This window comes from Bartonella sp. OC16QHHD (genome assembly GCF_042194035.1).
Lineage (GTDB): Bacteria > Pseudomonadota > Alphaproteobacteria > Rhizobiales > Rhizobiaceae > Bartonella.
This window is the reverse complement of record NZ_JBHIMJ010000021.1, coordinates 130,331-143,774: the sequence shown is the minus strand read 5'-3', so window position 1 is coordinate 143,774 and position 13,444 is coordinate 130,331. Positions and strand designations below refer to the sequence as shown.

The 13,444-nt window shown below is 37.8% G+C and carries 11 protein-coding genes and 1 pseudogene; 5 read left to right on the top strand and 7 right to left on the bottom strand.

The window, feature by feature from the left end; translation table 11 throughout:
- From ACFIK1_RS03715 to rpsL, 4 genes and pseudogenes are all read right to left on the bottom strand, one after another.
- Positions 1–80, bottom strand: a pseudogene (locus ACFIK1_RS03715) (elongation factor Tu); the annotation flags it as partial.
- A 62-nt stretch (positions 81–142) separates the two neighbouring features.
- Positions 143–2,227, bottom strand: coding sequence for an elongation factor G (gene fusA / locus ACFIK1_RS03710; RefSeq protein ID WP_375655072.1), 2,085 nt, complete (start codon positions 2,225–2,227; stop codon positions 143–145).
- A gap of 24 nt (positions 2,228–2,251) precedes the next feature.
- The gene (gene rpsG / locus ACFIK1_RS03705; RefSeq protein ID WP_273791452.1) at positions 2,252–2,722 is read right to left on the bottom strand and encodes a 30S ribosomal protein S7; all 471 of its coding nucleotides are present in this window, start codon (positions 2,720–2,722) and stop codon (positions 2,252–2,254) included.
- Positions 2,723–2,740: 18 nt separating this feature from the next.
- The gene (rpsL, locus tag ACFIK1_RS03700) at positions 2,741–3,112 is read right to left on the bottom strand and encodes a 30S ribosomal protein S12 (protein ID WP_005773262.1); all 372 of its coding nucleotides are present in this window, start codon (positions 3,110–3,112) and stop codon (positions 2,741–2,743) included.
- A gap of 487 nt (positions 3,113–3,599) precedes the next feature.
- Between rpsL and xth the strand changes: the two genes are divergently transcribed.
- The 5 genes from xth to ACFIK1_RS03675 all read left to right on the top strand — a co-directional run bounded on the left by xth (position 3,600) and on the right by ACFIK1_RS03675 (position 7,782).
- Positions 3,600–4,382: an exodeoxyribonuclease III gene (gene xth, locus ACFIK1_RS03695; RefSeq protein ID WP_375634813.1), complete on the top strand. Its 783-nt coding sequence runs from the start codon at positions 3,600–3,602 to the stop codon at positions 4,380–4,382.
- Positions 4,383–4,506: 124 nt separating this feature from the next.
- The gene (locus ACFIK1_RS03690; protein ID WP_375634815.1) at positions 4,507–5,412 is read left to right on the top strand and encodes a transporter substrate-binding domain-containing protein; all 906 of its coding nucleotides are present in this window, start codon (positions 4,507–4,509) and stop codon (positions 5,410–5,412) included.
- 140 nt (positions 5,413–5,552) lie between these two features.
- A complete protein-coding gene (locus tag ACFIK1_RS03685) occupies positions 5,553–6,305 on the top strand; it encodes an amino acid ABC transporter permease (protein WP_375662114.1) in 753 nt (250 codons plus the stop codon).
- A gap of 2 nt (positions 6,306–6,307) precedes the next feature.
- Positions 6,308–7,024 carry an amino acid ABC transporter permease gene (locus tag ACFIK1_RS03680; protein ID WP_375662113.1) on the top strand — a complete coding sequence of 239 codons (717 nt, stop codon included), beginning with the start codon at positions 6,308–6,310 and terminating at the stop codon, positions 7,022–7,024.
- An 11-nt stretch (positions 7,025–7,035) separates the two neighbouring features.
- Positions 7,036–7,782 carry an amino acid ABC transporter ATP-binding protein gene (locus tag ACFIK1_RS03675; RefSeq protein ID WP_375662112.1) on the top strand — a complete coding sequence of 249 codons (747 nt, stop codon included), beginning with the start codon at positions 7,036–7,038 and terminating at the stop codon, positions 7,780–7,782.
- Between the two features lie 103 nt (positions 7,783–7,885).
- On the opposite strand, the gene ACFIK1_RS03670 is transcribed toward ACFIK1_RS03675, so the two are convergent.
- From ACFIK1_RS03670 to ACFIK1_RS03660, 3 genes are all read right to left on the bottom strand, one after another.
- Positions 7,886–8,677: a tetratricopeptide repeat protein gene (locus ACFIK1_RS03670; RefSeq protein WP_375618569.1), complete on the bottom strand. Its 792-nt coding sequence runs from the start codon at positions 8,675–8,677 to the stop codon at positions 7,886–7,888.
- A gap of 1,144 nt (positions 8,678–9,821) precedes the next feature.
- Positions 9,822–12,545: a valine--tRNA ligase gene (locus ACFIK1_RS03665; protein ID WP_375662111.1), complete on the bottom strand. Its 2,724-nt coding sequence runs from the start codon at positions 12,543–12,545 to the stop codon at positions 9,822–9,824.
- 148 nt (positions 12,546–12,693) lie between these two features.
- The gene (locus ACFIK1_RS03660; protein ID WP_375632919.1) at positions 12,694–13,248 is read right to left on the bottom strand and encodes a DUF2497 domain-containing protein; all 555 of its coding nucleotides are present in this window, start codon (positions 13,246–13,248) and stop codon (positions 12,694–12,696) included.
- Positions 13,249–13,444: the final 196 nt, after the last annotated feature.

The window sequence follows — 13,444 nt, the reverse complement described above, 5'->3', positions numbered from 1 at the left end:
GAGGTCTTCCCATGATCAACGTGACCAATCGTACCAATATTAACATGCGGTTTTGTTCGTTCAAACTTGCTCTTCGCCATTTGAGCTCTCCATTTTCCGTCCAAGCCAAGGACTAAGTTAAAAATTAATTACCAACCTGAAATTACGCGTATTTCTTTTGAATCTCCAAAGCAACAGCTGAAGGCACAGGCTCGTAATGATCAAACTGCATTGTATACTGCGCACGCCCCTGACTCATAGAGCGAAGAGTATTCACATAACCAAACATATTTGCCAAAGGAACCATTGCATTCACAACCGTTGCAATGCCGCGCGCTTCAGTTCCTGAAATCTGTCCCCGACGAGAATTGAGATCACCAATAACATCACCAACATAATCATCTGGTGTAACAACTTCCACCTTCATGATCGGTTCAAGAAGCTGTGCACCAGCCTTCTTTGCCCCATCACGAAAAGCCGCACGAGCAGCAATCTCAAAAGCCAAAACCGAAGAATCAACATCGTGATAGCCACCATCAATGAGAGTCGCTTTTACACCAAGCATAGGAAAGCCCGCAAGAGGACCTGACCCCATAACACTCTCAATCCCTTTTTGGACACCGGGAATATATTCTTTAGGAACAGCACCACCAACAATCTTTGACTCAAAAATAAAGTCATCACCATCATGAGGCTCAAAAACAATTTTCACACGAGCAAATTGACCTGCACCACCCGATTGTTTCTTATGCGTATAATCAATTTCCGCCATTTTAGTAATTGACTCACGATAAGCAACTTGAGGCTGCCCAACATTTGCTTCAACCTTAAACTCACGCCGCATACGATCAACAATAATATCAAGATGAAGCTCACCCATTCCAGCTATAATAGTCTGACCAGATTCCTCATCCGATTTAACACGAAATGAAGGATCTTCGGCTGCTAGACGGTTAAGAGCAATACCCATTTTTTCTTGATCTGCTTTTGTCTTCGGTTCAATTGCAATCTCAATAACAGGCTCTGGAAATTCCATCCTCTCCAAAATAACAGGCTTCAAAGGATCACAAAGAGTATCCCCTGTTGTCGTCTCCTTAAGTCCTGCAAGAGCAACAATATCACCAGCAAATGCTTCTTCAATATCCTCACGAGAATTTGAATGCATTTGAAGCATACGCCCCAAACGCTCTTTTTTCTTTTTCACAGTATTCTCAAGAGAAATACCTTTCTGAACTTTACCTGAGTAAATACGACAGAACGTCAATGAACCAACAAAAGGATCATTCATAATTTTAAAAGCAAGCATAGATAACGGAGCATCATCAGAAGATTCGCGTGTCGTCTCAGCCCCATCCTTTACATCAATACCCTTAATCGCCGGAATATCAATAGGAGAAGGAAGATAGGAAACAACAGCATCCAAAAGTGGCTGCACCCCCTTGTTTTTAAAAGCCGTACCACAAAGAACCGGATGAAACTGAACTTCTACTGTCCCCCTACGAATGAGAGAAACAAGCTGCTCGTTGGTTGGCATAACGCCTTCCAAATAAGCCTCTGTCGCAGCTTCATCAACCTCCACAGCCATCTCAATCAATTTCTCGCGATATTCTTCAGCTTTCTCCTTTAACTCAGAGGGAATTTCACTTATCACTGCCGAGGCACCAATAGAACCATCCCACTTTAAAGCCTTCATTTCTACAAGATCAACAACTCCTTCAAAGTCATTTTCAGCACCAATCGGCAACTGCAAAACAAGCGCTTTAGCACCTAACCGAGAACCAACCATCTCCACACTACGATAGAAGTCAGCTCCTATTTTGTCCATTTTATTAACAAAAACCATACGAGGCACGCGATACTTCTCAGCTTGCCGCCAAACAGTTTCCGTTTGAGGCTCCACACCAGCATTTGCATCCAACAAGGCTATTGCACCATCAAGAACACGCAAAGAGCGCTCAACTTCAATCGTAAAATCAACGTGCCCTGGCGTATCAATAATATTAAAGCGACGCTTCCGACCATCTTGCCCTTCCCAAAATGTCGTTGTTGCAGCAGACGTAATCGTAATACCACGCTCCTGCTCCTGCTCCATCCAATCCATTGTAGAAGCGCCATCATGGGTCTCGCCAATTTTATGATTCTTACCGGTATAGAACAGAATACGTTCAGTCATCGTAGTTTTACCAGCATCAATATGCGCCATAATACCAAAATTACGATAATCTTCAATTTTATATTCGCGAGCCATTATATTTGCCTTAGTTTAAAACTTCTACCAGCGATAGTGAGAAAAAGCACGATTAGCTTCAGCCATACGATGAACATCTTCACGCTTCTTCACGGCAGAACCACGATTATTAGCCGCATCCATCAATTCACCAGATAAACGCTCAACCATCGTCGTTTCATTTCGACCACGTGCCGCCGCAATCAACCAACGAATAGCAAGAGCCTGACGACGATCAGGACGAACATCAATCGGAACTTGATAAGTAGCGCCACCAACACGGCGTGAACGAACCTCAATATGAGGAGCAACATTCTCTAAAGCTCGATGAAATAGAGCCACAGGATCTGTTTTTACTCTTTTTTCCACAGAATCGAGCGCACCATAAACAATACGCTCTGCAACTGATTTTTTACCATCAAACATAATGGCATTCATAAATTTCATAATAACCAAATCACCAAATTTTGGATCTGGATTAATCTCACGCTTTTCTGCTCTATGACGACGGGACATTAGCTTTGTCTCTCAATATTATTTTGGACGCTTTGCGCCATACTTTGAACGACGCTGTTTACGATTCTTGACACCCTGCGTATCAAGTAAACCACGAATAATGTGATAACGAACTCCTGGCAAATCTTTCACACGACCACCACGAATCATTACAACAGAGTGCTCTTGAAGATTATGTCCCTCTCCAGGAATATAACCAATTACCTCAAATCCATTCGTCAAGCGAATTTTAGCAACTTTACGAAGAGCAGAATTAGGTTTCTTCGGTGTTGTTGTATAAACACGCGTACAGACACCACGCTTCTGCGGATTCGACTGCAGAGCAGGAACCTTATTACGTTTAACTGGCGCCACACGCGGCTTGCGAATCAACTGGTTTACGGTAGGCATGCAACCTTCCTCTTTTCGATCTACATTGGTCTCACCCAATCGGGCTTTTCTATTTTTATTTCTATCCACCCCAACAGAATCGGAACAGATATCTAAGTCTACACACAAAATCGGGCACACCTGCAAAAAACAGTTTACCCGACCATAAGCAGAGAAGGCAATAGCCTTTTGCACTAGCATTTGCTTTTAATCTTCTTAACACCTGTGAATGATCCGGTTCATATCCAAAACACCTGATTACATTCACATCGGTTATGTCCATCTCTAATAGCGAGAACACGTACATTCGTCAAGAACTAAACAGCAGAAAGTTTTTAAAAATGAAAATAAATTAAATTTTAAAACTTTAAATTTGCTTTTACCGCTACTCTTGATAAATCAATTTACCATAGTAATATCCCCTATAAACAAAAAAACAGCGATGTGACTGTAGTAAACATAAATGCAGTAAATTGAATTGCATATTGGATATCTAATGATGAGCGCCATGAAAATAGCAACGTGGAATATTGCCGGGATAAAAGCACGACATGAAACATTATGTCAATGGCTGCAGCAAAGCCAGCCGGACATAGTCTGTTTACAGGAAATTAAAAGTATCGATGAAAATTTTCCACGCGATGCAATTGAAAGTTTAGGTTACCATATAGAAACACACGGACAAAAAAGTTTTAATGGCGTTGCGATTCTCTCTAAAAAAACACCAGATGAAGTGATCCGTCGATTACCAGGCAATGATAATGATAAACAAACACGTTACATTGAAGCTGTTTATTCAACAAACAAAGGTGTTGTTCGTGTTGCATCTCTCTATTTGCCAAATGGGAATCCTATTGAAAGTGAAAAATATTCCTATAAGATAGAATGGATGGAAAGATTATACACACATGCAAAATCATTGCTTGCGTATGAAGAACCTCTTATTCTAGCAGGTGATTATAATGTCATCCCCACTCCATTAGATGCAAAAAAACCTCAAGAATGGTATCAAGATGCCTTATTTCTTCAAGAAACAAGAAAAGCATTCCAACGTATCCTCCATTTAGGTTTTTATGATGCTATCCGGAATGTCACCGATACTCCCTCCTTCAGTTTTTGGGATTTTCAGGCAGGTGCTTGGCCTAAGAATAATGGGATTCGCATTGATCATTTATTATTATCACCAGAAGCTGTTGATCAATTAATTTGCGCTCATAGCCAAACAGAAGTAAGGGGATATCAAAAACCATCCGACCACGTTCCTGTTTGGATTAACCTTAATATCAATTAAGAAAGTAAAATCCTCATTTCATGAGACAACAAAAAAATTCCACTCAAAAATAATAACTATGCTACAGCATATAAACAGTATATCTTAAGCAAATAAAATAAAAATAAATGAATGGAGGACATAAATGAAGAAATCATTATTAATGCTTATTGCAGCAACGTCCATTGGATTCTCAAGTTTCGCGCATGCTGAACATGATACTCTTGAAAAAATAAAACGAACAGGTGAAATTACTTTAGGTGTCCGTGAATCATCTGGTTTAGCCTACGCCCTTGGTAATAATAAATATGTAGGTTTTCATACAGAAATGGCAGAACGGATCATTGATGATATCTCAAAAAAAATTGGTAAACCAATTAAAATTCATTATCTTCCCATCACTTCTCAAAATAGAATTCCTCTCTTAAAAAATAAAACCTATGATTTTGAGTGCGGCTCAACAACACATGATATTGCCCGCAGTAAAGAAGCAGCATTTGCTTATACGACATACATTGAAGAGGTTCGGATTGCTGTAAAGAAAAACTCTAACATTAAATCTCTTGAGGATTTAAATGGAAAAACAGTTGCAACGACCACCGGTACAACATCTGTTCAACTTATTCGTAAAAATAAACGTGCAAAAAACATTCAGTTTAAAGTTTTAAAGGGGAAAGATCACGGAGATAGTTTTTTATTATTAGAATCTGGTAAGGCAGATGCTTTTGTCATGGACGCTTCAATTCTTGCTGGACATATTGCTAAATCAAAGAATCCATCTGATTATGTCATTCTTGATACTGTACTTTCAGTCGAACCTATTGCCTGTATGCTCAGATTAAATGACAAAAAATTTGAACAAACAATCAACGATAGTATCGTACGTCAGATTAAAGATGAATCACTGGAAAAGCTTTATAATAAGTGGTTTATGAAACCGATCCCACCTGCTAACACTGTTATGAACCTTCCCTTGTCAAAACAAACAAGATATGCTTGGGATCACCCAAATAATAAGCCTCGAGAAAGCTACGCAGAAAAAGATTTATAGAATTTAATAAAGAAGAACCACACTCTTTTGAAATTGAGTGTGATTTATATTTTAATTCACTTTTTAATAAATTTGGCCTATGTAGATGCGCTTGGTTTATTGCCTATTTGTGAATGACTAATTTGAGGGAATATCAATTAATGGACTTTTCTTTCCTTTGTAGAGATGACCTTACTCAAACATTGGTAACAGGATGCTTGGGAACTCCCGGTGTGAGCCATACCTATTTAGATACACTTCTCGATGGCTTTAAAAATACGGTTATATTGTCTATCACTTCACTTATCTTAGCTGTATTGTGTGGTGTTATTATAGGAACAATGCGCACTTTACCCAAAACATCCATAATCAATTATATATTTCGCACTATCGGTACTATTTGGGTAGAGATTATGCGTAATATTCCCCTCCTTGTACAAGTGTTTTTGTGGTATTTTGTTGTTCCGAAGATTTATCCACCAGCGATGAAATTTTCCCCCATTCTCTTAATAACGTGCGCATTGGGATTCTTTACATCTGCACGCATTGCTGAACAGGTTCGTTCAGGCATTGAAGCGATTCCTTCTGGACAACGCTATGCTGCTATGGCAATGGGGTTTACAACTTATCAAAGTTATCGCTATATTATACTACCACGTGCTATACGTGCAATTATGCCACCTCTTACTTCAGAAGCAATGGGGATTGTGAAAAATTCGTCTATAGCATTCGCCGTTTCAATAAATGAGCTCATGCAATTTCAATACCAAGCAATTGAAGAGGTAAGCCATGTTTACGAAAATTATTTACTTGTTACGATCCTTTATATTCTAATAGCCTTATTCGTATTCATTGTGATGACAGTCATTGAACAAATACTCAAAATTCCTAATTTTCAAATAAAGGGAAATTGAATATGATGAATTTCATAAGCTCTCAGTTTGGACTTTATTCTCCTTTCAATTTTTCCGACTTTGATTTTTCCTTTTTTACCTTTGATGTATTTCGTTCTTACATTTTATCAGGTTTACTCTTTAGCGTTTTTCTAACTCTTTTTGCAACGATATTGGGGTTTGTTTTCGGCACACTTTTAGCAATGATGCGCCTTTCTTCCATAAAACTTCTTTCTTGGTTTGCAATCAGTTACATAACAGCTATGCGTTCAATACCACTTGTGATGGTTATCTTATGGTTTTTCGTGCTTCTGCCTTTTTTAACTGGTATATCCATTGGTGCAAATAAATCAGCACTCATTACCTTTACCGCATTTGAAACGGCTTATTTTGCTGAGATTATGCGTGCTGGAATCAATTCAGTTCCGCAAGGACAAAAATATGCAGGACAAGCTCTTGGAATGACATATTGGCAAAGTATGTACATTGTCATTCTTCCTCAAGCCTTTAGAGATATGCTTCCAGTCTTTTTAACACAAGTTATTATCCTTTTTCAGGATACAACCCTTGTTTATGCCATCAGTGGTCATAGCCTTTTGAATGGTTTTGATATTGCTGCTAATAATTTTGGTGTAAAGCAAGAAGCTTATATCTTAGCAGCTGTTTTCTATTTTGTTATCTGTTTTACACTGTCACAAATAGTTTTGTATTTACAAAAAAAAGTATCCATTATTCGCTAACAGGAAAAAAAATGTCTACTCATATGATCGAAATAAAAAATGTTTCTAATTGGTATGGCGAAATTAAAGTCCTTAAAAACTGTACAACCAACATTAATAAAGGAGAAGTCGTTGTCGTTTGTGGTCCATCAGGCTCAGGAAAGTCAACACTCATTAAAACTATTAACGCTCTCGTCCCTTTTCAAAAAGGTGAAATTTGGATTAATGGAATACCTGTTCATTCAAAAAAAACGAATCTGCCTAAATTGCGAAGTCAGGTAGGAATGGTGTTTCAACACTTCGAGCTTTTCCCCCATTTATCTGTCACAGAAAATTTGACAATTGCACAAATCAAAGTCCTAAAACGAAGCAAAAAAGAAGCACTTGAACGTGGATTGTTATATCTTGAACGCGTTGGACTCATTGAACACAAAGATAAATATCCTGGTCAACTTTCTGGAGGGCAACAACAACGTGTTGCTATTGCACGTGCCTTAACTATGGATCCACTTGTCATGCTTTTTGATGAACCAACATCTGCTCTAGATCCTGAAATGGTAGATGAAGTACTCGATGTCATGATTAGCTTAGCAGAAGAAGGTATGACGATGATTTGTGTAACCCATGAAATGGGATTTGCACAAAAAGTCTCGGAGCGTGTTATTTTCATAGATCAAGGAACAATTCTTGAAGACTGTTCATCTAAAGAGTTCTTTTCTGATCCGCAAGCAAGAAAACCGAGAACGCAAGAATTTTTGTCTAAAATCCTAAGTCATTAGCCATTAGATTATCAAAAAAAAGCTATCTTTACTATGAACTTGTATACAAGAAAACAGAGTTTAATATAAGATGAGAGAATGTAAAAATATTACAATCAGATGTTTAAAAACTGTTATTCTTTAAAATCTCAGCAACCAGTGAAATTGCTGTACGTCTCTCAGATTCATTACAAAGAGCAAAAGCCTGTTCTTGCAAAGGATGAATCCAATTTTTGTCTTTTACGTTAGCTTTTTCATAGGCAGCAGTTAACATTGCTGCCCCACGGACAATTTTTCCTTCTTGAAGCAGTATATTTCCAAGCATTGCTTGGGCAGAAGGATTTCCTTTTTTTGCTGAAAGTTGAAACCATCGTGCTGCTTGTATAAGATTCTTCTCCCTTCCCTCTCCCTTTAAAAATATTTTTCCTAAATGATACTGAGCTTTAGGATTTCCATAGTTTACCGCAGCCTGCATATAAAGATGAGCAGCATAAGAAGGATCAGGTTTCACAGGTGATTGAGGAATACCTTTTTTTATATATCTCGCAAGTTTAACCAATGCATCAGAAACATAACTTTCATCCTCTGAACCAAGATCAGCACCTTTTTCAACAATATATGCAAAAAAATTATATGCCTTATAATCATTTTTAGGGACACCATCACCGTTTGCATAGATAGAGCCAAGTTTCCAATTCGCACCAATATGGCCTCTCTTAGCTGCACAACGTAATGCTGCAATAGCCTGATTTATATGCCCATTTTTATAAGCAGACATGCCACGTTTAAAAAAATAAAACGAACCATCATTCGCTTCTTGCAAGCTATTGACATCTATTACATAAACAGTCGAAAAGAATCCCCCTAAAATCACAACAATCGTGACTTTTTTCCATATCTGAAACCTATTAACCATTTCCCCCCCCTATCTCAATTTTAATGATTATATCTGTTACAAATTTCTTTGTAGATATTTAAACTCTTTTTCTTAGTAAGAAGCATACGCGATTTTAAAGTAAAAATTTTAAAAGAAAAGACAAATAGATAAAAATCATCCAAAATGTTCGATAAAATTAAGTATCCATTTTTATATACAACAAATTGATTTTTAAATATAAATCATCATTCTATATTTTGTAACACATCCTTTAACATTCTAAGCTTTATCGATCTTAAAATTTTATACGTATGAGTAAAAATCGTTCAATAAAATAACGTACATTAAACAGCAACTTGAGAATGAAGAGAATACATGATGAATGGTAAGCGTTTAAATATAAAAAACAATACGAAAGATGGATAAATATAATGATGATAGTTAACTTATAACTTCACGACTGCCTTACCACCTTAAAGATGAAGTTTTTTGTCTCCGTCAATCTATAAACAATACAAGCTTTTTGTTTAACGGATTGCACCTGACATCATTTCACATGGGGTTACTTCATACTTTACACACAAGTTCTACCTCAGAATACTCACCACTACATACAAAAAATACCACATGTGTAATTTTACATGCCTTATATTGCTACTCTAAATGATGATATTTTACAGAAATAAAACAATGTTTTGATTTATAATGATAATTTACCTTTTTGCATATTGAATGAGGACCTCGAATATCGTAAGATTCTCTCATTCCAAACCTGTTCCATGTTAAATCAATCAAAACCATCCGCTTGCACATTACAAGCAGAGAGAGCTATGTGGATAAAAACTCTGTGTAAGAAAGAACTAAAAATGCCTCTTACGAACGGTTTGAGCTAAGGGTTGTCCGGATATTGGACAGAATGGTGCCCCCCCCGGCGCTTGTTACTTCACAAGCATAAAGAAGGGAAGCTCAATGGATTTACCGTTATACCACTCATGATCTACGTCGTGAAATAGGCTCGAGTACCTTAAAAGATGTCTCTTTAATGATAAACATAAAACAATGGATTTCAGTAGAGATTTTATGATCGTTCATGAAAAACTAACAAAAGAAAAAGTTTCTTTAAAGAAGATCTACACCAGCCCTAATGGTATGAAATCATCCATCAAAAAATAAAAAGTTGAAATCAATCTAACCGCTCTAAAGCAACAAATATTTTTTTCTGCGCTGCACGCAGTTCTACAACCCTGTTCCGCTCACGCTCAACAATTTCTGCTTTTGCATTTGCTATAAATTGGGGGTTGTTTAACTTAAGCGATATTTTTTCAATATCTTGTTCAATTTTACTGACATCCTTCCTCAAACGAACACGTTCAGCCTCCAAATCAATCAACTGTCCTAATGGTAAACAAAAAACAGCCTCTCCCAAAATCATTTGTGCCGATACTTCCGGAACTTTATCAGAGAAATCAATAACTTCAATACGCGCTAATTTTTTAAGAAGTGCATCATAACGCTTCACACGCTCTCGCGTTACTTCCCCTCCTTCGACAACAACAAGAGGTGCTTGTGTCACCACTGGAATATTCATTTCAAAACGTACAGACCGAATCCCCGTGACGACATCAATAAGCCAATTAATATCATCAGCAGCTTCTTCATCTATCAATGTTTTCTCTGGCCATTTTGTCAATGCGAGCATATCCTCACGCTTGATGGCTTGCGTTTCTGTAAGAGACCACAACTCTTCCGTCATATAAGGCATAAAAGGATGAAGAAGTTTATAAACTTCATCTAAAACCCAAGCAGTACAAGCTTGAGCCTCATTTTTAGCATCTTCATTTTCCCCCTGAAAAATAGGTTTGAGAAGCTCCAAATACCAATCACATAATGTATTCCAAATGAAACGGTAAAGAGTGGCAGCTGACTCATTAAATTTATAGTGTTCAATACCAGTCGTAACCGCTGAAATTGTTTTAGATAACTCTGTTAAAATCCAACGATTAAGCGGCAATTTTGCTTGTTCTGGTTTAAAAGTTGGATCATGCTTCACACCATTCATCTGTGCAAATCGGGTAGCATTCCACAATTTCGTAGCAAAATTACGATAACCAGCAATACGGGAAACATCAAGTTTTACATCACGACCTTGTGCTGCCATAATAGCTAAAGTAAACCGAAGTGCATCAGCACTATATTGATCAATAAGCTCTAAGGGATCAATAATATTTCCCTTTGATTTTGACATCTTTGCACCTTTTTGATCCCGTACAAGAGCATGCACATAAATCGTTGGGAAAGGAACGTCACCCATAAAGTGAAGTCCCATCATCATCATACGAGCAACCCAGAAAAAAATAATATCAAATCCTGTCACAGATAAAGATGTTGGGTAAAAAGTAGATAATTCAGTCGTTTTATTTGGCCATCCTAATGTTGAAAAAGGCCAAAGAGCTGATGAAAACCAAGTATCTAAAACATCCGGATCACGGATTAATTCAACAACCTCACCATAATGAGCAAAAGCTGAATCTAAAGCCTCTTTTTCACTTTTTTCAACAAAAACCGTTCCATCAGGACCATACCAAGCAGGAATCTGATGTCCCCACCATAATTGGCGAGAAATGCACCAAGGTTGAATATTTTCCATCCAATTGAAGTACGTCTTTTTCCAGTTATCGGGAACGAACTGCGTTTTGCCTTGTTGAACAGCCTCTATCGCTGGCTTTGCTAATTCAGCAGCATGAACATACCATTGATCTGTCAAAAAAGGCTCAATAGGGACACCACTGCGATCTCCATGAGGAACCATATGGGTATGATCATCAACAGAAGCTAAATATCCCTGTTCTTCCATCAAAGAAACAATCTTCTGGCGAGCAACAAAACGATCAGATTTATCGAGATTTTCTACTAACATTTTTAATTCATCTGATAAAATCAAACCATCGAAAAATGCTTCATTTTCACGAAGAAAAATCTCGGCTTGCTGGGTAAAAATATTGATCAAGCGTAAATGATTACGCTGTCCTACTTCAAAGTCATTAAAGTCATGAGCTGGTGTGATTTTTACAGCACCACTTCCAGCTTCAGGATCAGCATGGCTATCACCAACAATTAACAACCTACGACCAACAAGCGGCAAAAGAGCATTTTTACCGATAAGATTTTTATAACGCTCATCTTCAGGATTAACAGCAATTCCTGTATCACCAAGCATTGTTTCTGGTCGTGTTGTCGCCACTGTTATAAAAGTTGTCGCATCATTTGGATCAAAAATTTTACCTTCAAGTGGATATCTAAAGTGCCACAAACGTCCTTGAACTTCTTTTTGCTCAACTTCAAGATCTGAAATAGCTGTCAACAATTTAGGATCCCAATTGACGAGGCGCTTATCCCTATATATCAACCCTTGCTTATAAAGCGTGACAAAGACTTCACGAACCGCCTGCGACAACCCCTCATCCATTGTAAACCGCTCACGCGACCAATCACATGAAACCCCAAGGCGACGCAACTGGTTTGCAATAACGCCTCCAGTTTCATAACGCCATTCCCAAATACGCTCAATAAACTTTTCTCTCCCCATTTCTTGACGCGTTGGCTCTTGGCGTTCTGCAAGTTGACGCTCCACTACCATTTGCGTAGCAATCCCAGCATGATCCATACCAGGCTGCCACAACACATTTCTGCCACGCATCCGCTGAAATCTAACTATTATATCTTGAATTGTCGTATTGAGCGCATGCCCCATATGAAGTGAGCCCGTAACATTAGGAGGAGGAAGCATAACGCAAAAAGGTTCTGCACCGCTTTTAGAACCAGCTCCCGCTTTAAAAGCCCCACGAGTCTCCCATCTCTTTGCAACCCGTTGCTCTATAGAGGCAGCATCATAGTTTTTTTCTAACATTCTATCCATCCATAACGCCGCTGAAAAACACAATATATGATCAAAACCTGATCAGAATCTCGTGAATCTCAGCCATTCACTAGAGAGCTCGCAAAATCGCAAACAAAATTCTCATAAAATGAAAAACATAAAAATAATGTAAAAATAATTAAGACGATTTTTTAATCGCCTTCATAATCTCTTCACGCAAAATATCTTCCAGCAAAATAGGCAATTTAGACTGTAACCATTCTGCTATAGCAGGACGCAACACATCCTTTGCAATCTTTTCTGCAGAAGAAATACAATATGCAGACAATTCCACATGACCATCCCTTCCAGCGTCTGACTGTGATTTCCTTATCTCATCTTCATATTCTTTTGCTTTATAAACAGAATTCCGTTCTTCAGAAGAAAGCTTCATCTTTTGCATATCCATACCAACTGTATTATTTTCTGCCTCTATATCCTCTTTCTCTTGCGTTATCTTCCCTCCTTGATTTTCAGAAGAAAGACCAATACGATCAGCTAAAGCTTTCATAGCATCATCAACCGATAAGGTTGTATCATAAATACCCTCGGATGCCACTTCTGAAGCATTCACTGCAACATCTTCATTTAAAAAGTGATCAGATTGAACCGCATTTTCTTCAATTATTTCACGAATAGATGTTAAAATTTCATCCATACTTGGCTCACGTAACACGCTTGAACTCTGTACCATACTTTACAACCTCTCAAAGACGCAACAACAAATAGAATCATATTTTCAGTGTATGCAAAAGAATTATAAGATCAACATGCCTCCTACGATATTTTCAAATATGCTTGTCATAAAGAGGGCGCTACACACAGTTTTCTACACTTATAAAAATAATATCTCGCCGCAATATCTTTCAACATATTCAACTGTTGATTTA

What these genes read in the sequence shown, in the direction of transcription:
- fusA (WP_375655072.1), bottom strand. Translation starts at nt 2,227, where the DNA reads ATGGCTCGCGAATATAAAATTGAAGATTATCGTAATTTTGGTATTATG.
- rpsG (WP_273791452.1), bottom strand. Translation starts at nt 2,722, where the DNA reads ATGTCCCGTCGTCATAGAGCAGAAAAGCGTGAGATTAATCCAGATCCA.
- rpsL (WP_005773262.1), bottom strand. Translation starts at nt 3,112, where the DNA reads ATGCCTACCGTAAACCAGTTGATTCGCAAGCCGCGTGTGGCGCCAGTT.
- xth (WP_375634813.1), top strand. Translation starts at nt 3,600, where the DNA reads ATGAAAATAGCAACGTGGAATATTGCCGGGATAAAAGCACGACATGAA.
- ACFIK1_RS03690 (WP_375634815.1), top strand. Translation starts at nt 4,507, where the DNA reads ATGAAGAAATCATTATTAATGCTTATTGCAGCAACGTCCATTGGATTC.
- ACFIK1_RS03685 (WP_375662114.1), top strand. Translation starts at nt 5,553, where the DNA reads ATGGACTTTTCTTTCCTTTGTAGAGATGACCTTACTCAAACATTGGTA.
- ACFIK1_RS03680 (WP_375662113.1), top strand. Translation starts at nt 6,308, where the DNA reads ATGATGAATTTCATAAGCTCTCAGTTTGGACTTTATTCTCCTTTCAAT.
- ACFIK1_RS03675 (WP_375662112.1), top strand. Translation starts at nt 7,036, where the DNA reads ATGTCTACTCATATGATCGAAATAAAAAATGTTTCTAATTGGTATGGC.
- ACFIK1_RS03670 (WP_375618569.1), bottom strand. Translation starts at nt 8,677, where the DNA reads ATGGTTAATAGGTTTCAGATATGGAAAAAAGTCACGATTGTTGTGATT.
- ACFIK1_RS03665 (WP_375662111.1), bottom strand. Translation starts at nt 12,545, where the DNA reads ATGTTAGAAAAAAACTATGATGCTGCCTCTATAGAGCAACGGGTTGCA.
- ACFIK1_RS03660 (WP_375632919.1), bottom strand. Translation starts at nt 13,248, where the DNA reads ATGGTACAGAGTTCAAGCGTGTTACGTGAGCCAAGTATGGATGAAATT.